The following is an 18,095-nucleotide window of genomic DNA, read 5'->3' on the forward strand; positions in this document are numbered from 1 at the left end:
AGCAGGGCCGCCTGTACACCTCGGAGGGCGGCCGTTTGACCCGCAGGCACCCGACCCGTTAGCCTGTGAGGATGCGACGGATACCGCAGCGATGGTGGGCACCGGCTCTCGCCCTTCCTCTACTCACGCTTGGGGCTTGCCGGGGGCCGGGAGCCCGGGCCGCCGCCCCCGCCCCCCCCGAGGCCTCCCCCTCTCCCGTCTTGGCCGCAGATCCGGTGGCGGAGGTTGACGGCACGCCCATCACCCGCGCAGAGCTCGATAAGCGGGTGAAGAACCGGCTGACGCGGCTCCGCCAGGAGGAGTACGAGATCCGATATCAGGCCCTAGAGGAGCTGATCGGGGACCAGCTGCTCGAGAAGGAGGCCAAGTCCCGGGGGATCTCCAGCGCGGAGCTGCTCAAGGACGAGGTGGAGAGGCAGCTGAAGGGGCTCTCCCCCACCGAGGTCGAGGCCATCTACAACCAGAACCGGGCTCGCTTCTCCGGCCGCACCAAGGAGCAGGCGGTGGCGGAGATCGAGCAGGCGCTCCGGGAACGGGAGCTGAGCCAGCGCCGGGACGCCTTCCAGGCCCTGCTGCGGGCGAAGGCGAAGATCCGCGTCCACCTCGAGGCCCCCCGGCAGGTGATGCCCGTCTCCGCGAGCGCGCCCACCCTCGGGCCCCCGGAGGCCCCCGTCACCATCGTGGAGTTCACGGACTACCAGTGCCCCTACTGCCACCGAGCCCAGTCCACCATCGAGAAGGTCCTGAGCCGCTATGCGGGCAAGGTGCAATTTGTGCATCGTGACTTCCCTCTGGACGGCCATTCCCAGGCCTTCCCCGCCGCGCGGGCGGCCCGCTGCGCGGGCGAGCAGGGCCGGTTCTGGGAGTACCACCGCAACCTGATGACCCTTCCCGGCGACATGAGCGAGACCGATCTGGCCGCCCGGGCGGCCTCCCTCAAGCTCAACCCCGGGGCCTTCTCCACCTGTCTCGCCTCCGACCGCTACGACGCCTCCATCCGGGAGGCGGTGGAGGCGGGGGTCAAGGCCGGCGTCACCGGGACCCCCGCGTACTTCATCAACGGCCGGATGCTCACCGGCACCCGCCCCTTCGAGCAGTTCCGGGAGGTCATCGACGCCGAGCTGGCGCAGGGGGGTTAGGGCCTTTTTTCGTTGGACTTCCGCTCCTTCAGCGCTACACTCAAGACTCGCGCGAGGCGCGAAGGAGGTGGTGGGGTAAGTTGCTAACTGAGCTACGGGCCTGGACGGTCAAGGACTCCCTCGAGCTGTACAACGTCAACGGATGGGGCCGGGGCTTCTTCTCGATCAACGAGGCCGGCCACGTCGAAGTGACCCCCGCCGGAGCCAACTCCGCCAAGATCGACCTCAAGGAACTGGTGGACGACCTTCGCAGCCGCGGCCTCAACCTTCCCCTCCTCATCCGCTTCTCCGACATCCTCCGCACGCGCGTCCAGCAGCTCTGCGGGGCGTTCCAGCAGGCCATCGCCGAGAACGACTACCGGGGGTGCTACCGGGGCGTCTATCCCATCAAGGTGAACCAGCAGCGGCACGTGGTGGAGGAATTGGTGGAGTACGGGCGCCCCTACAACCTGGGGATCGAGGCGGGCTCCAAGCCCGAGCTCCTGGTGGCGCTCGCCCTCCACGACAATCCCGAGGCCTTGATCCTCTGCAACGGTTACAAAGACCGGGCCTTCATCGAGACCGCGCTCCTAGCCCAGAAGCTGGGGCGGAAGGTCATCATCACCGCGGACCGGGTGGGAGAGCTGCCCACCATCTTGACCGCCGCCCGCGAGCTGGACATCCGTCCCACCATCGGCGTGCGCGCCCGCCTCGTCACCCGCGGCGCGGGCAAGTGGGTGGAGTCGACGGGAGACCGCTCCAAGTTCGGGCTTACGACCGCGGAGATGGTGTCCGCAGTGGAGCTCCTGCGGACGGAGGGAATGCTGGACTGCCTTCAGCTTTTACACTTCCACATCGGGTCCCAGATCACCAACATCCGGGCCGTCAAGGACGCGCTGCGGGAAGCCAGCCGGATCTTCGTGGAGCTGCATGGCCTGGGCGCCAACATGCGCTACCTCGACTGCGGGGGGGGCCTCGGTGTCGACTACGACGGCAGCCAGACCAACTTCCACTCCTCGGTAAACTACACGCTCGAGGAGTACGCAGCCGACATCGTGAGCCAGATCGCGGAGGCCTGCAACGCTCGCGGCGTTCCCCACCCCGACATCGTGACCGAATCGGGGCGCGCGCTCGTGGCCCACCACTCGGTCCTGATCTTCAACGTGCTGGGGACGAACGAGATCCTGGCCGGCCAGGTCCCGGAATCCCTGGCCAAGGACGAGCACCCCGTGATCCACCAGCTCTACGAGACCTATGCCGGGGTCTCCCGCAAGAACTTCCAGGAGGCCTACCACGACGCGCTGCAGGTGAAGGAGGAGGCGATCACCGCCTTCAACCTCGGCTATTTGGACCTCAAGGCGCGGGCCCGGGTGGAGGAGCTCTTCTGGGCCACTTGCGAGAAAATCCTGAAGATCGTCCGCGACCTGGCCTACGTCCCGGACGAACTGGAAGGGCTCGAACGGCAGCTCACCGACACGTACTACTGCAACTTTTCGCTCTTCCAGTCCCTGCCCGACCACTGGGCGGTGCGCCAGCTCTTCCCCACCTTGCCCATCGACCGCTTGAACCGGGCCCCCTCCCGGCGCGCGGTGTTGGCCGATCTCACCTGCGACAGCGACGGGAAGATGGACCAGTTCATCGACCTCAGGGACGTGAAGCACTTCCTGGAGCTGCACCCCCCCAACGGCGAGCCCTACCTCATCGGTACCTTCCTGGTCGGGGCCTACCAGGAGATCCTGGGCGACCTCCACAACCTCTTCGGCGACACCGACGCCGTGCACGTCAAGCTGGACGGTGACGACTACACGGTCGAGCACGTGGTGGAGGGGGATTCGGTGGCAGAGGTGCTCTCCTACGTGCAGTACACCAAGGAGGACTTGATCTCGCGGGTGCGGCGGGCGGTGGAGGCGGCCCTGCGCGAGAAGCGGCTGACCATGGCCGAGTCCGGCCGGTTCATGCGCCGCTACGAAGAGTCGCTGGAGGGATATACCTACCTGACCGTTAACGACTGACGGCCCCCGTCGGGCAGGTGGATCCCCTTCGATCCTCTCCTCCTCCTCGGCCCTGGGGCCGGCCGCGGGCGTTCCCGGCCCCCATCCGCCTCAATCTTCGCGCACCCCGGGGTCCCGGGCCCGGATCTTGGCCCTGAGCTCGGGCGGGATCGGGATTGAGCGACGGGCGATGTAGTCGTAGTGAACGAGGACCTTGCGCGCCTCCGCCACCAGGCGACCGCTCCCGCGCTCCTCCACCCGGAACTCCAGGACGAACGAGGAACGGCCCATGGAAACACAGCGCAACCCCACCTCGAGGCGGTCTCCGTAGGCGGCAGGGGAGCGATAGTCGATCTCGGTGCGGGCTAGGATCATCCCCATCTCGGCCAGCGTGCGGCCGGTGACTTCCTGCCACCAGACGATGCGCGCCGACTCCAGGTAGGTCAGGTACACCGCGTTGTTCACGTGGCCCTGGGTGTCCAGGTCGCGAAAGCGGACGTCGACGGGAAAGACGAAGGAGAAGTTTGTCAGCACCGCTCTTTCTCGGCTTCGGCCAGCTCTTGCTCCACCACCGCCGCCCACTCCGCGAGAACGGCGTCGGGCACGCGGGCCAGGCCCTCCTCCGCCATGGCCAGGGCTTCCTTGAACCGTCGCCCCTCGCGCAGACACCAGACGAGCGTCAGGTAGACGGGGGCGGCGTGCCGGAAGTTGTCCCCCTCCCCGAGCAGACGACGCGCCTCCTCCGCCGACTCCAGGGCGCCCGCATCGTCGCCCAGCGCATGCAGGCAGCGGGCCAGGGAGTTGCGGGCCTGCGCGGAGCGCGGCCACGCGCCCACCGCCTGCCGGCACAGGGCGGTGGCCTCCTCGCCCTCCCTCGCATCCAGAAGAACCTCCGCCTTCAAGAGCAGCGCCCCCAGGTGGCGGGGCTCGTCGGCCAGCACCTCGTCCAGGGCGGAGAGGGCCTCTCCCCCCTGCCCGCGGACGGCCAGGAGCTGGGCCCGCGCGAAGGAGGCCTCGCTCATGGTTGCCGGGGGGCGCGTACCCGAGGGTAGAAGCGCCGAAGGTAGTCGCGAAGGGCGGCGCGCGTGGTGTCGAAGCCCAGATCGTCCCAGGGGAGCTCCTCCGGGGGGAAGGCCTTCACCGCCTCCGTCTCGTCGCCCGCCTGCAGCCGGCCGGAGAGCACGTGGGCGGCGTAAACGACCACCGCCACCTCCTGACCCGGGAAGGAGTAGACATCGAGGATTCCCGTGAGGCCCACCCGTAGGTTCACCTCTTCCCGCGTCTCGCGGATGGCGGCCGCAGCCACGGGCTCGCCTCGGTCCACGAAGCCTCCGGGGAAGACCCACTTGCCTTTCTCCGGGGCGATGGCCCGCTTCAGGAGCACGATCCCGCCCTCTACCGTGCAGATGGTGCAGGCCGCCACCTTGGGATTGAGGTAGAGCACGAAGCCGCAGGCCGCGCAGACGGGCCGCGGCGGCTCCCCCGCCTTCACCTCCCGCGGCTGGAGCGCGTTCGCGCAGCGCGGACAGAAGCGATACTCGGTGTCCACCGCGGTCATACGCGACGGATTATAGGCCGGCGGCACCCTCCGGAGCCCGCCCGCCCGGGTGGTATACTTCAGGCCGCAGAGGGCTTTTGGTTGACGGATTCCAGCTCGCGCCGCCAGTTCCGCGACATCCTCGCCCGGCCTGACGCGGCCGTGGACCTTGCGGAAGCCTCCCTGCTCATAGCCTGCGAGGAATATCCCGGACTGGACGTGCCCGCTTACCTGGCCCGACTGGACAGCATGGGCTCCGCGCTTCGCGAGCGGCTGGCCGACGAGCCGCGGCCGGAACGGGCGGTGATGGCCCTCAACCGCTATCTTTTCCAGGAAGAAGGCTTCCACGGCAACGCCGAGGAGTACTACGACCCTCGCAACAGCTACCTCAACGAGGTTTTGGACCGGCGGACCGGGATTCCGATCTCGCTCTCCACGGTCTACATGGAGGTGGCACGGCGGGCCGGGCTCCGGGTCGAGGGGGTGGGCCTGCCGGGCCACTTCATCGTCCGCGTACGGGCGGGGCCACATGCGATCCTCATCGACCCCTTCTACGCAGGGGCCCTGCTCTCCGAAGGCGATTGCCAGCAGCGCCTGGACCGCATCTTCGGGGGTCGACTGAAGATGGAGGACGGCATGCTTGCCCCCTGCGGCCGGAAGGACATCCTGGAGCGGACGCTCCGGAACCTCAAGACCATCTATTTCAAACAAGGGGACCACCCCCGCGCTCTGGGCGCGGTGGAGCTCCTTCTGACGGTCAACCCCGGCAGCGCAGAGGACGTGCGGGACCGCGGCGTGCTTTACGCGGCCCTCGATTGTTACGGCCTAGCCGTGCGGGACTTCGAGGCCTTCCTGACCCTCGTCCCCCGGGCGCCCGAGGCATCGGAGGTCCGGGACCAGCTCGTCGACCTGAGGCGGAGAGCGGCGCGGCTGAACTGACCATGGAGGCGGACATGAGCACGATCAAGGCCATCGAAGACCTGCTGGGTGCAGACGCGCGCTCCCTGCTCGAGCACCGGTGCCAGGGCGTCTCCCGGGATGCCCTCCACCTCCCCGGCCCGGACTTCGTGAGCCGGGTTCACGGGATTTCCGACCGCCCTACCCCCGTCCTACGCAGCCTCCAGCAGCTCCTCACCCACGGCCGCCTGGCGGGGACGGGGTATTTGTCCATCCTGCCCGTGGATCAGGGCATCGAGCACTCCGCGGGGGCGTCCTTCGCCAAGAACCCCGCCTACTTCGATCCCGAGAACATCGTGAAGCTAGCCCTGGAGGGGAGCTGCAACGCGGTGGCCTCCACCCTCGGAGTGCTGGGGGCGGTGGCCCGGAAGTACGCCCACCGGATCCCCTTCATCGTGAAGCTCAACCACAACGAGTTTCTCACCTACCCCAACAAGTTCGACCAGATCTTCTTCGCGAACGTGGAGCAGGCCCGGGACATGGGAGCGGTGGCGGTGGGGGCCACCATCTACTTCGGTTCCCCGGAGTCCTCGCGGCAGATCACGGAGGTGAGCCGGGCTTTCGAGATCGCGCACGGGATGGGCCTGGCGACGGTCCTCTGGTGCTACCTGCGCAACCCCGCCTTCAAGAAGGACAAGGACTACCACCTATCCGCGGACCTCACCGGGCAGGCCAACCACCTCGGGGTCACCATCGAGGCCGACGTCATCAAGCAGAAGCTTCCCGAAAACAACGGCGGCTACAACGCGCTCAACACCAAAGAGAACCCCTACGGCAAGATCGACAAGCGGGTCTACACCGAGCTGACCACCGACCACCCCATCGACCTCACCCGTTACCAAGTCGTGAACTGCTACATGGGACGCGCCGGGCTCATCAACTCGGGCGGCGCCTCCGGCGAGAATGATTTCGCGGAGGCGGTCAAGACGGCGGTCATCAACAAGCGGGCGGGGGGAATGGGCCTCATCTCCGGCCGCAAGGCCTTCCAGCGCCCCATGGCCGAGGGCGTCAAGCTCCTGAACGCGATCCAAGACGTCTACCTCTGCAAGGAGATCACGATCGCGTAAGCGAGGAGAGTATTACCGCCCGCGGTCAGCGGGGTCGCAGCTGGAAGGTTCCCACCGCTTCGGCCCCCTCCGCGTCCGTGGTGATCTTGCCGCTGAGCGCCTGACCGTCCCACTTGCCGACGTAATAACGCATGCCCCCGCGGACCATCAGGCTGTAGCGCACGCTGTCCTTCTGCGGCTTTTCCAGGGTGATCAGGGGCACGGTCAGGGTCACCGATCCCTCGTATGAGATGCCTCCGCTGTTCTTTCGGAAGACCGCGGTCACGTAGCGCTGGGTCCCACCCTCCGTCTCGGTCCCGACCCACGACCCCTCGAGCTGCAGAGGGGGAGGCCCGGCCGCGGAGGGGACGGCGCTGGGGGCGACCGCTCCCGCGGGGCCCACGACCGAGGGGGGCACCCGGTAGGCCAGGAGTCGAAGGCCGTCGCGGAGGGCGGGCCTGGTCAAGACCTGCGCCGAGATGCCGGCCCGACCCGTCTTCTGGGCGCCTTGGAAGATGTCCTGGAGCACGCGCCCCTCCGGGGCGAGGGTGGCCGCGTGCTGGGGCTTCTCGCCCCGGACCAGCATGAGGACGAGGTCTCGGGCCACCGCCTCCCACCACCGGGCCAGGCGGGCGGGAGAAACCGGCCCCCCCCGGCCCCGCAGGCCGGTCCAGTCCTCGTTGTAGGCCGCCGCGTCCTCTTCCGTCACCTCGAGCAGGAGCTCGGGCCGACCGGCCAGGGCCAGGGCCGGCCCTGCATCCTGCTGGCGCACCTCGAAGGTCACGTCGCGGGAGGCCTTGATGGCAGAGGCCGCGTCGTTCAAGCGCCGCTCCGCCTCCACCGCGCGCTCGGCCGCGGAGCGGCCCCCAGAGGCGGCCAGCACGAAGGCGGGCCCCAGGCCGGTCGCGAGAACCGCGTGGTCTCGGCCGGGGGCGCCATCGAAGGGCTCGGCCACGAAATGGAGGTCCACCTCTTCCGGAACGGGGGCGGCGGTCAGGGTGATCCGGCCTACGTACTCCGAGCCCGGCACCCGGACCTCCAGCACCCGCTCCCCCCCGCCGCCGGCGAGGCGAGGCACCACCACCTTGAGCTCGGAGTCGGAGGCGGAGAGCACGAGCGCGCGGGCCCCCCCGACCTGGACGTTGTTGCGGGCGCGGTCGCGCTGGAAGCTGCGACCGCTAAGGACCACTAGGTCGCCCGGGGCGACCGTCCGCGGCTCGGCCTGGATGACGAGGGGCACGTGCCCGACGAAGAAGGGGGCGGGGTTGGACTCGGCCACCCCCATGACCACGACCACGGGGGCCGAGGTTCCGGGGCCCCCCGCCACGGGGGGCACGCGCACGCGGATCGCGTTCTCCTTGGTGTCCAGGACCTCCGCCGGCAGCGCGCCGAAGCGCACGGTCGCCCCCGCCCCCCAGCCCACGCCCGCGACGACCACCTCCTCGCCGGGCATGGCCACGTCGGGCGAGATCCCGTGGAGCGTGGGTCCCTGGTAGATGCTGATCTCGATCGCCCGGGACTCCCCGCTCCCGGAGCGAACCCGCACGGGCAGCCGCACATCTTGGCCGGCCGCGGCCGTCACGTCCGGCACCTCCACCTCCAGGCGACTCTCGGTGGCTTTCACCACAGTTCCCGCCCGGTCTCCGAAGAGGACCTCGTTCCCCCGCAGCTCGGCGGAGAAATGCTTGCCCCGGAGGACCACGGCCTGCCCGACGCGGACGCGCGTGGGCTCGACGGCGTCCAGCCGGGCGGCGCCGAATTGACGCCAGGCCAGGAACCCCCCTCCCGCCACAACCACGAGGGCGAGGGCGGCCAGGCCCGCGTACTTGCTGCCTCCGCCGGCCGGTTTCGCCCGCGCCCGAGGGGGCAAGGGTCGCTCCGCGCGCCCCGCCGGGGGCGGCGCCTCGCGGCGGGGGGCCGGGCGGGCGGAGGGAGCGACGGGCGGGGCCGGACGGGGGGGAGGGGTCGAGCGGGCCGGAGGGGCGTGCGCCGCCTCCGGTCTGGGCTCGGGAGCGCTCTTGGGCGGAGCGACGGGCTTGTTGAGGACGGGGGGAGGGGATAGGGAAGCGGCGGGCGGAGCGGGCGCCGGCGGCGTGGGGGTGGGCGGGGCGGGCGTCGGGGGTGGAGCCGCCGCGGCGGGGCCCTGATCCTGATCCGGAGAGAGAGGAGCAGGCTCCGCGAGCTCACCGAAGAAGACCTCCTCGGAGTCGAACGACAGGCTCTCCCCCGCGACCGGCTCGGGCTTGGCCTGCGCCGGCTCGACCGGAGCCGCGGGCTCCTTTTCCCCTGCGGGCGGCGAGGGGAAGGAGTCGTCAAAGAAGAAGCCCACGTCCACGGGGGGTGCGGGTGCCGCCTCGGGTGGAGGCGGGGAGTCCTCCACGAAGAAGGGATCCTCGCCCCCACCGCCCACGAATGCGGTGGCCGCCAACTGCGCTGCCGGTTCGTGGGGGGCGGCGGCGGGGCCCGTCCGGACCTCCGGCCATTCAGCCTCGAAGCCCGACACCACGAACTCGGTCTCGGGGGCAGGCGGCACCGCCGCGGGCGGTGCGGCGCGCGGTGCGGGGGGTGCGGGGGGCGCCTCCATGATCAAGAACTCGTCGAGTCCCGGCGCGGGGGACGAGGAGCGGGCGCTCTCCACCTCCGGTTCGGGGAGGATGCCCAGCGGCTCGTCGACGGTGGTCACGGGCTCCTCGAGGGTGGTCACAGGCTCGTCGGCGGGCACGGGTTCCTCGACCTCGGGGAGGGCGCCCACCCCATCGACGCTCCGCTCCTCGAAGTGGCACTGAATCATGATGCTGCCCGGCTCCTGGGGCGGCCCCAGCCAGATCATGTCGCCGTCCTGGAGGTTTGCCTTGCCTTCCACGCGTTCGAAGTTCACGTAGAGCCCTCGCGGGCTGTGCGTGTCATGGAGGACGGCGCCCTCGAGGTCCACCCAGACCCGGGCGTGGATGGGGCTCACGCCCGGCATGTCCACCTGAAGACGACAGTCGGGGTCGGAGCCGATCAGGATCTCGTCGACGAGGTCCTCAAGGTCGAAGTGCTTCCCGTGGAGGGCGCCCCCCAGGACCATGAGCGAAGCGAGGCGCAAGGGAACGTCGGACATCATTCACTCCGGGCTCGTGAGCTGCAGTCATCCTACCACCGGGGCGGACGGTCGTGATGACCAGTCAGGACCGCCGCGCCCCCGGCTCCCCTGGCGCTCTGGTATAATCACGCGGCGGCGGGCAGGGCAAGGCGGCAGGCTCCCGCTCCAAAGCATGACCAACGGACACCTGGCGGAAAAGAAGATCTTCTCGTACGAACAGGCGGTGGCGCTCTTGCCAGAGGTGCGACGCCTGACCGAGGAGGCCCACAACCAGGTCGAGGCCCTGGCCAGCGAGAGGTCCGCACCCGAGGTCCGGACCCGGATCGAGGAGATCGTCCTCTCCTGGGCGCGCAGGCTGGGCAAAGAGGGTCTGGAAGCCAAGGGCATCTGGCTCGTGGACTTCGACAACGGATCCGGATATTACTGCTGGCGCTACCCGGAGGACGGCCTGCAGTTCTACCACTCCTACGAGGACGGCTTTCAAGGCCGTATGCGCATCCAGTGAGCGAAAGAATCTTGCCCGTGCTCCAGTTCCTGTTCATCGTTGCCGTGCCCTTCGTGGTGGTGGGGGGAGCCCTTGTCACTCTCTTCGCCGTGGGTGCGCTCTTCGACGTCCTCGAGCACCTGGACGACCTGGGCCAGCGTATCGAAGCCGCCTTCCGAAGGGCCCCCAAGCCTTCGCAGATCGCGGGGCCCGACCACTACTACCGCCGCTACTGGTTGCGCTGAGCGGGGCCTCCCCTGCCGGGGGCCTCTTGGCTCCCAGGAAGCGGCGTCTGCGCTCGGAGGAGCGACGCCGAATGTCTCCTCGCCGGCGCTCGGGCGATGGTTGGGAGGCGGAGAGGGGCGGTCGTCATCCTCAGGACCTCGGCCCTCGATCGGCCGTAGAATTCGGGACCGACCCCGGGAGGAGCACGATCATCCCCGGGGCCAACCGCGCGCGAGAAAACGCCCGCGAACTCGGGCGGGAGGTGTCCGATGAGGCTCAAGGACGGCGGGGCGGGTCTGGTCGTGATCTTCGTGGCCGCCCTGGTAGCGGCAAGCCAGGAGGGCACCGGGCGCGCGGAGCTCGACCTCGCCCGCGCCCGGGTCTTGGATTTGACCCACCCCTACGACACGACGACCCTCTACTGGCCCACGGCCCCTTCCGGATTCAAGCTCACCGAGCTCCACCGCGGCAAGACCCCAGCCGGCTTCTTTTACGCCGCGAACTCCTTCTGCGCCCCCGAGCACGGCGGCACCCACATGGACGCGCCCATACATTTCGCGGAGGGGGGACGGGGCCTGGACCAGGTACCCCTGCGCCAGCTGATCGCCCCCGGCCTGGTCGTGGACGTGAGCCGGCAGGCGGCCGCGGATCCGGACCACCGGCTCACCGTGGCGGAGGTTGAGGCGTGGGAGGGCCGCAACGGCCCCATACCCGCGGGGAGCATCGTGCTCCTGCGCACGGGCTGGAGCGCGCGCTGGCCGGACCGCCGCCGCTACCTTGGGGACGACACGCCCGGCGACGCCTCCCACCTCCACTTCCCGTCCTACGGAGAGGAGTCGGTCCGGCTGCTGGTCGAGCGACGCAAAGTCGGGGCCCTGGGCGTGGACACGGCCAGCATCGACTACGGCCCCTCCAAGGATTTCATCGTCCACCAGGTGGCGGCCGCGGCCGGGGTTCCCGGGCTGGAGAATTTGGCCGGGCTCGAGGAGCTGCCCGAGCGGGGATCCTGGATCGTAGCGCTGCCCATGAAGATCGCGGGGGGGTCCGGCGGCCCCCTCCGGATCGTGGCCCTTCTGCCTCCGCGCTAGCCCCCGTCCTTGGAGCGGGCTTCCAGCCCCGGCTCCGGGGGCAGGTTGAGCACGCGGCCGGGCAAAAGGGAGACGATGAAAGCGGCCACCTCACGCAGGGAGAGGATGGCCAGGGGCACCCCGGCGTCGTCCACGATGGGGATGTTGCGGAAACCGCGTAAGATCATGCGGTTCAGGGCGAAGGCGATGCCGTCATCCGGGCCCAGGCTCTCCGGTTCCGGCGTCATCACCTCGCTCACCGACCGGCTCTGATCAATGCCCGTGCGGACCACCCGCCGGAGCACGTCCCGCTCCGTAAAAATGCCCACCGCCCGCCCGCCGCGCTCGATCAGCACCGCGCCCACTTCCCGCTCCAGCATCAGCTGGATCGCCTCGCGTATGGTCGCCCCCTCCTTGACCGAGGCCGCGGGCCGGGGCTCGAGGGCGCGGATGTGGGCGTTGAGGATCGCCTCCCCGAGCCGCTGCTCCTGACGCTCACGCTGGCTGTGATCGTCCTCGTAGGCGTCGTCGAATTCGCTGATGCCCATACCCGCCTCCTCGAGAACCTGGGTGCCTGCAAAGTACGGCCGCCCAGACCCCGACGTCAACCTTAATTTTCTGAGGGGGCGGAGGCCCGGGCGCGCCTAAGCCGTGAGCACGCCGAGGGCGCGGCCCACCTTGGTGAAGGCCTCGACCGCCCGATCGATGTGCTCCGGTCGGTGGGCGGCCGAGAGCTGGACACGGATCCGGGATTGGCCGCGGGGAACGACCGGGAAGAAGAAGCCCTTGACGTAGATCCCCTCCTGGAGGAGAGCGCGGGCAAAGCGCTGGGCGAGGGGGGCGTCGTCGGGCGTGAAACGCGAGAACAGGATGGGGACGATGGGGTGCGCCCCGGGCTTGATCTCGAAGCCGGCCGAGCTCATGCGCTCCCGGAAGGTGCGGGTATTGGCTTCCAGGCGGTCCCGTAGCTCCGTGCTCGCGCCCAGAATCTCGAGCGCGCGCAGGGTCGCCCCCACCACCACCGGGGGCAGGGTGTTCGAGAAGAGGTAGGGCCGGCTGCGCTGGCGGAGGAGGGCGATGATGTCGCGGCGGGCGGCCACGCAGCCCCCCGACGCGCCCCCCAGGGCCTTCCCAAAGGTCGTGGTCAGAATGTCGATCCGCCCCAGGACCCCGCAGTGCTCACCGCTGCCCCGCCCCGTCTTCCCCAGGAAACCGGTGGCGTGGGAGTCGTCGACCAGCACCATCGCCCGGTGGCGTTCGGCCAGGTCGCAGATCCGGGGGAGGGGTGCGACGTCTCCGTCCATGGAGAAGACGCCGTCCGTCACGATCAGCCGCGAGCGGGCGGGCGCGGCCTCCTTCAGCTTCGCCTCCAGGTCCCCCATGTCGGCGTGCTGGTACACAAAGCGCTTGGCCTTGCAGAGCCGCACCCCGTCGATGATGGAGGCGTGGTTGAGCTGGTCGGTCAGGATGGCGTCCTCGGCCCCCAGCAGCGGCTCGAAGACTCCCCCGTTGGCGTCGAAGCAGGCCGCGTAGAGGATGGCGTCCTCCATGCCCAGGAAGGCCGCAACCTTGCGCTCCAGCTCCAGGTGCAACTCCTGCGTCCCACAGATGAAGCGCACGCTGGACATGCCGTAACCCCACTCGTCCAGCGCCCGGTGGGCGGCCTTGAGGAGCTCGGGGTGGCTGGAGAGTCCGAGGTAGTTGTTGGCGCAGAAGTTGAGGACCGTCCCCTCGCGCCCCTGCACGCGGATCTCGGGGCCCTGGGAGCCCCGGATGGGCCACTCCTCCTTCCAGAGCCCCTGGTCGCGGATCTGTTGCAGCTCAGCGGAGAGGAAATCGCGGAAGGCCGCGTCCATCGCTCCCTCAGTATACATGTGGCCCGGCCCGGTCCTGGCGCGGGCGGGCCTCGGTCAGGACTCCGGGCCGCCATCCCGGCCGTGCTCGGAGAGGTCGGTGGCCTCCTCCAGGAAGCCGTTGCGATCCCGGTCGAGGACGAGGGGAGGTGGCTCGTCGTCGACCAGATAGCCGAACTCGTTCCGAAACTCCTGCAGGGAGAGCCCCGCCGTCGCCGCGAGCTTGGCGAGCTCCTGGGGCTCGTGGAAGTCGTCACGACGGAGCCGGATCATGTAGCGGCGGGCGATGGCGTAGCGGGTGGAATGCACGTCCACGACTCGGATCCGGGTCTTGCCCGTCTGGGGGTCAAGGAGGTTGGCGAAGGGCACGGGCACGAAGTGCCCTCCCTGCATGGAGATCATGACCGCGTTCCCGCCCGAGAGCAGGGATTTGGTCGCGCAGTAGCCGAGGTCGCGGGTGTACTCCATGTCGAAGGGGATTGGATCGGCGCAGCGCAGCTCGTAGCCGATGTTCTTGGCCACGATGGTGGTCTTCAGGCCGAGGGACTTGAGCCGCTTGCTGACCTGGGCCTTCAGGATGTCCCCGATGCTGACTTCGGCGATGCGCACATTGCCATGGGCGTCCCGCTCGACGTCTTCGAGCTGGGCCAGATCTCCGGGGTCGATGCTCAGGACCAGCCCCTCGGCCAGGATGGCCACGCCGTCCCGGCGGCCGTAGCTGAGGCGCTTGATGATGGCCCCCACCAAGGTGTCCACTAGCTTCTTCAGCCGCAGGCGCTGCCCCGAAAACTCCTCCGGGATCAGGGTCAGGGTGGCCCCCACCGCCTTGCCGATGCCGAGGGCCAGGTGCCCGGCCTTGCGGCCCATCGCGATCACGAAGTACCAGCGGGAGGTGGTCTTCGCGTCCACCATCAAGTTCTTGACGATGTCCACTCCCACGTGGCGCGCGGTCTGAAAGCCGAAGGTATCCACGTAGGCGGGCAGGTCCAGGTCGTTGTCGATGGTCTTCGGCACATGCACGACCTGGATGCGACCACCCGCCTTCTCCTCCAGTTTCATGGCCGAGAAGGCGGTGTCATCGCCGCCGATGGTGATGAGCTGGGAGACGTTCAGGCGGAGGAGGGAGAGCACGGTGTTTTCCAGGTGCTGGGGATCCTGGGTGGGGTTGGCCCGGGAGATGCCGATGTAGGAGCCCCCCCGGAAGTGGATGCGGCTGACCTCCTCGATGGTGAGGGGGGCGACGTGGTCCAGGTTGCCCTGCATGATCCACTCGAAGCCGTCGCGCACACCCAGGACCTCCACCCCCTCCAGGACGCCGCGGATGGTGGCGGCCCCGATCACGCTGTTGATGCCGGGGGCGGGCCCCCCGGCCACGAGCAGCGCGAGTTTCTTCTCCTTGCTCACGGAAAAACTCCTCTTGGCCGCTACCCCGGACGGGCGGCCTGGGGTGCTGCGGGCCGGACAGGGCCCCCGGAAGCGGGGCTCTCGCCTGAGCGTAGCACGACATCCAGCCCGCCCTCCCGCGCGTAGTAGGAAAGGAGGCGGGAGAATGGGGGCATGAGCCGGTTGGGGTTGGTTCTCGTCCTGGGCTCCCTCGCGGCCGGCCCGGGAACCGCACGCGGAGAGGCCATCGCCTGGCGCGAGTGGTCGGAGGCAGCCTTCGCACGGGCGCAGAGCGAGCAGCGCTACGTCCTCTTGGACCTGGGCGCGGTCTGGTGCCACTGGTGCCACGTGATGGAGGAGACGACCTACAGGGACCCCCGGGTGATCGAGCTCGTCCGCGCCCGCTTCGTCCCCGTAAGGGTGGACCAGGACGCCCGCCCCGACTTGTCCAACCGGTACGAAGACTATGGGTGGCCGGCCACGATCGTGTTCGACCCCCGCGGCACCGAGATCGTGAAATTCTCGGGTTACATTCCCCCCGACCGGATGGTCTCGCTCCTGCAGGGGATCATCGATGACCCCACGCCCGGGCCGTCCATCCGCCTCGAGGCCGAGCCCGCCTACGCCAACGAGGCCGCGCTCACCCCCGCCCTCCGCCAGGACCTTGAGACCCTGCTCGTCTCGCGCTACGACCCCGAACACGGTGGCTGGGGCTTCGTCAAGAAGTTCCTGGACTCGGATGCCGTCGAGTACTCCCTGCTGCGCTCCCGGGAAGGCGACCAAGGGGCGGAGCAGCGGGCCCGGCAGACCCTGGACGCGCAGCTCAAGCTCATCGACCCCGTCTGGGGCGGCGTCTACCAGTACTCCCACGGCGGCAACTGGGAGAATCCACACTTCGAGAAGATCATGGCCGTCCAAACCGACAACCTGCGCATCTATGCGCAGGCGTATCTCCTCTGGCGCGACCCCGTCTACTTGAAAGCGGCCCGGGACATCCACCGCTATCTGCGCGACTTCCTCCTGAGCCCCGAGGGTGGCTTCTACACGAGCCAGGACGCGGACCCCGTACCGGGCGAACACGGCGGGGAGTACTTCGCTCTCTCCGACGCCGGTCGGCGGGGGCGGGGGCTCCCCCGCGTGGACACCCATGTCTACAGCCGGGAAACGGCCTGGGCGACCCACTCGCTCGTGGCCCTCCACGCCGCCACCGGCGATCCGGCGCCCCTGGAGGAGGCGGAGCGCGCGGCGCGCTTCATCCTGGAGAGGCGCTCCCTCCCCGGGGGCGGCTTCCGCCACGACGCGGTCGACGCCGCCGGCCCCTACCTCGGGGACACCCTGTCCGCGGGCCGAGCATTCCTAGCGCTTTACGCCGCCACCGGGGATCGGACCTGGCTCGAGCACGCGGAGGTGGCGGCGGCGTTCATCGACCGCTCTTTCCGGGCGGAGGGAACTCCCGGCTTCCTGACCGCACGGTCGACGAGCCGCTTCGAGCCGCCCCATCCCCAGCGCGACGAGAACATCGCCCTCGCCCGCTTCGCGAACTTGCTCGCGCGCTATACGGGGAGGGCGGAGCACGGCAAGATGGCGGAGCGAGCGCTGGGCTTCCTGACCGCGCCCGAGGTCGCCCGCCGGCCGCAGACCGGAGGCGTCCTGCTCGCGGACGGGGAGATCCGGGTCGAGCCCCTCCATCTCACCGTGGTGGGCGGGAAGGACGACCCTGCGAGCAGGGCCCTCCTGGCCGCCGCCCTCGCCGAACCCTCCCCCTACAAGCGCGTCGAGCTGTGGGACAAGCGGGACGGCCCCCTGCCCCATCCGGACGTGCCCTACCCCGAGCTCAAGAATGCGGCGGCCTTTCTGTGTACCGAGGGCCGCTGCTCCGCACCCGCCTTCACGCCGGAGGAGCTGCGCGCTCGTCTGGGGCGCGCGGCCCCCAGGCGCACAGGGAACTAGGGGACCTCGTCTCTGTTAGGGGCGCTTCAGGCTCGAGGGCACATGGTCGCGGTCTGCCAGAAGGAGAGGGCCAGACGTGGGACGCCGGAGGTCGGGCGGCCCCTGGAGACGGCGCCAAGCCGGCCCCTATTGTTTGAACGCGTAGACGTGCCCGTCCAGGCCCGTGAAGAACACCAGATCCTCTCCGACCGCGGACGAGCCTGGAAACCCATGGGTCCCTGCGGGGGGCGTCGTGACCTCGTAGCGCCACACGGGTCGTCCGCTCCCTCGATCCACGGCCACGATACCGGCGCGGTGTTCCATCACGTAGCCGGTTTCAGCGGCGGTTCCGACAAAGACGCGACGGTCGGTAACGGAAGGCAGGCCCCAGGCCCAGCCGTAGACGTCCGTCCGCCAAAGGCTTCGACCGCTCCGGGCGTCGAAAGCGAAGAGGGCGGCCGCATCTGAGGAACCGACGTAAGCGACCCCATCCCGGACCGACGCCGTGGACTCGACCCACGAGAACCAGATGTAGCGGGCCCATGCCGTCTCGCCGTTCGAGGCCTTGATCGCCTCAAAGTCGTAGGCCCGGCTGCCGATCAAAAGCAGGTCGCGGTGGATGGCCGGAGTAGAGGTGACGGGCGCCTTCATATCGTGCTTCCAGATGAGTTGACCCCGAGCGGCGTCGAGGGCGTAGACATTGCCATCGAAGCTGCCGAAGAAGACACGGCCGGCATCGACCGCGGGCGCCGCGACCACGCTGTCCCGGGCCGCGAACTCCCAAACGCGCCTTCCCTGCGCAGGATCCACGGCAAGCATGCGTCCGTCGTGCGTGCCCACGAAGAGCCGGTTCCCGGCTTCGATCACATCCGCACCGAAGTCGTCGAAACGCGACTTCGGATCGCCGGGGCCAGAGCGCACGCTCGGCTTCTCGGCGACTTTGACGCGCCACCGCTCGCCCCCCGTCCGCGCGTCCAGGCGGTAGAGGACCCCGTCGTCCGCTTGAAAGAAAACGTCCGCCCCGGCGACGGTCGGGCGCGTGCGGATCGGCCCCCCGGCATGGAAAGACCAGCGCTCGCGGCCGGAGCGCGCATCGAGGGCGTGCAGGCGTCCGTCGTCCGCACCCGCGTAGACCGTGCCCTCCGCGAACCGGGCGCCCGGCCATAGCGGCGAACCGGCATCGAAGGTCCAGACCGGCGAGGCCAGGGGGGCCACCAGGGGCGGGCGTTCCGGAAGCTCGAGGTGCTCGACGCGATGAAAGCTCACCGGGACCTCATAAACGGGGACGATCCTGCTGGGCATCGTGCCGCTCAGAGTCTTCGTGTTGGCGTCGTACAAGAACTTGAACGGGCCGATGCTGACGCTGTTGCCGTCGATTTGGGGCGCAAGCTTCCCCACCTCCCGATGCGCTAAATAGAGG

At 69.4% G+C, this 18,095-nt stretch carries 16 protein-coding genes; 8 read left to right on the forward strand and 8 right to left on the reverse strand.

The window, feature by feature from the left end:
- Positions 1–71: 71 nt before the first annotated feature.
- Together VN461_22135 and speA are read left to right on the forward strand one after the other, a co-directional pair.
- Complete coding sequence (locus VN461_22135) at positions 72–1,139, forward strand: thioredoxin domain-containing protein (GenBank protein HXB57477.1); 1,068 nt, start codon at positions 72–74, stop codon at positions 1,137–1,139.
- An 80-nt stretch (positions 1,140–1,219) separates the two neighbouring features.
- Entirely contained in the window at positions 1,220–3,130 is a 1,911-nt protein-coding gene (gene speA / locus VN461_22140) for a biosynthetic arginine decarboxylase (protein HXB57478.1), read from the forward strand.
- A gap of 90 nt (positions 3,131–3,220) precedes the next feature.
- Here speA and VN461_22145 read toward each other — a convergent pair whose 3' ends face one another.
- From VN461_22145 to VN461_22155, 3 genes are read right to left on the reverse strand one after another with little or no spacing between them, the layout of a single operon-like run.
- Positions 3,221–3,643, reverse strand: coding sequence for a thioesterase family protein (locus tag VN461_22145; protein HXB57479.1), 423 nt, complete (start codon positions 3,641–3,643; stop codon positions 3,221–3,223).
- Positions 3,637–4,131, reverse strand: a complete 495-nt coding sequence (locus tag VN461_22150) for a tetratricopeptide repeat protein (protein ID HXB57480.1) — start codon at positions 4,129–4,131, stop codon at positions 3,637–3,639. The genes VN461_22145 and VN461_22150 overlap by 7 nt, the downstream gene beginning before the upstream one ends.
- Complete coding sequence (locus tag VN461_22155) at positions 4,128–4,667, reverse strand: NUDIX hydrolase (protein HXB57481.1); 540 nt, start codon at positions 4,665–4,667, stop codon at positions 4,128–4,130. The genes VN461_22150 and VN461_22155 overlap by 4 nt, the downstream gene beginning before the upstream one ends.
- 81 nt (positions 4,668–4,748) lie before the next feature.
- On the opposite strand from VN461_22155, the gene VN461_22160 reads away from it, so the two are divergent.
- Both VN461_22160 and VN461_22165 read left to right on the forward strand, forming a co-directional pair.
- On the forward strand, positions 4,749–5,585 hold the full coding sequence (locus VN461_22160) for a transglutaminase-like domain-containing protein (protein ID HXB57482.1): 837 nt from the start codon (positions 4,749–4,751) through the stop codon (positions 5,583–5,585).
- Positions 5,586–5,599: 14 nt separating this feature from the next.
- Positions 5,600–6,670, forward strand: a complete 1,071-nt coding sequence (locus VN461_22165; protein HXB57483.1) for a class I fructose-bisphosphate aldolase — start codon at positions 5,600–5,602, stop codon at positions 6,668–6,670.
- A gap of 25 nt (positions 6,671–6,695) precedes the next feature.
- Here VN461_22165 and VN461_22170 read toward each other — a convergent pair whose 3' ends face one another.
- Positions 6,696–9,755, reverse strand: a complete 3,060-nt coding sequence (locus VN461_22170; GenBank protein HXB57484.1) for an IPT/TIG domain-containing protein — start codon at positions 9,753–9,755, stop codon at positions 6,696–6,698.
- A 151-nt stretch (positions 9,756–9,906) separates the two neighbouring features.
- Between VN461_22170 and VN461_22175 the strand changes: the two genes are divergently transcribed.
- The 3 genes from VN461_22175 to VN461_22185 all read left to right on the forward strand — a co-directional run bounded on the left by VN461_22175 (position 9,907) and on the right by VN461_22185 (position 11,531).
- A complete protein-coding gene (locus VN461_22175) occupies positions 9,907–10,239 on the forward strand; it encodes a DUF2203 family protein (GenBank protein HXB57485.1) in 333 nt (110 codons plus the stop codon).
- Positions 10,236–10,463, forward strand: coding sequence for a hypothetical protein (locus tag VN461_22180; protein HXB57486.1), 228 nt, complete (start codon positions 10,236–10,238; stop codon positions 10,461–10,463). Before VN461_22175 ends, VN461_22180 begins: the two co-directional genes overlap by 4 nt.
- Before the next feature lie 249 nt (positions 10,464–10,712).
- Entirely contained in the window at positions 10,713–11,531 is an 819-nt protein-coding gene (locus VN461_22185) for a cyclase family protein (GenBank protein ID HXB57487.1), read from the forward strand.
- Here the strand turns inward: VN461_22185 and VN461_22190 are convergent.
- The 3 genes from VN461_22190 to pfp form a co-directional block, all read right to left on the reverse strand.
- Positions 11,528–12,058 (reverse strand): CBS domain-containing protein, encoded by a 531-nt coding sequence (locus VN461_22190; GenBank protein ID HXB57488.1) that lies wholly within the window; start codon positions 12,056–12,058, stop codon positions 11,528–11,530. The genes VN461_22185 and VN461_22190 overlap by 4 nt on opposite strands.
- Before the next feature lie 96 nt (positions 12,059–12,154).
- Positions 12,155–13,366, reverse strand: coding sequence for a glycine C-acetyltransferase (gene kbl, locus VN461_22195; GenBank protein ID HXB57489.1), 1,212 nt, complete (start codon positions 13,364–13,366; stop codon positions 12,155–12,157).
- 54 nt (positions 13,367–13,420) lie between these two features.
- Entirely contained in the window at positions 13,421–14,767 is a 1,347-nt protein-coding gene (gene pfp, locus VN461_22200) for a diphosphate--fructose-6-phosphate 1-phosphotransferase (protein ID HXB57490.1), read from the reverse strand.
- A 153-nt stretch (positions 14,768–14,920) separates the two neighbouring features.
- Between pfp and VN461_22205 the strand changes: the two genes are divergently transcribed.
- Positions 14,921–16,696, forward strand: coding sequence for a DUF255 domain-containing protein (locus VN461_22205; GenBank protein ID HXB57491.1), 1,776 nt, complete (start codon positions 14,921–14,923; stop codon positions 16,694–16,696).
- Between the two features lie 126 nt (positions 16,697–16,822).
- Here the strand turns inward: VN461_22205 and VN461_22210 are convergent.
- A partial coding sequence (locus tag VN461_22210; protein HXB57492.1) for a PQQ-binding-like beta-propeller repeat protein occupies positions 16,823–18,095 on the reverse strand: 1,273 nt, incomplete at its 5' end.

It is taken from the genome of Vicinamibacteria bacterium, from assembly GCA_035570235.1.
Classification (GTDB): domain Bacteria; phylum Acidobacteriota; class Vicinamibacteria; order Fen-336; family Fen-336; genus DATMML01.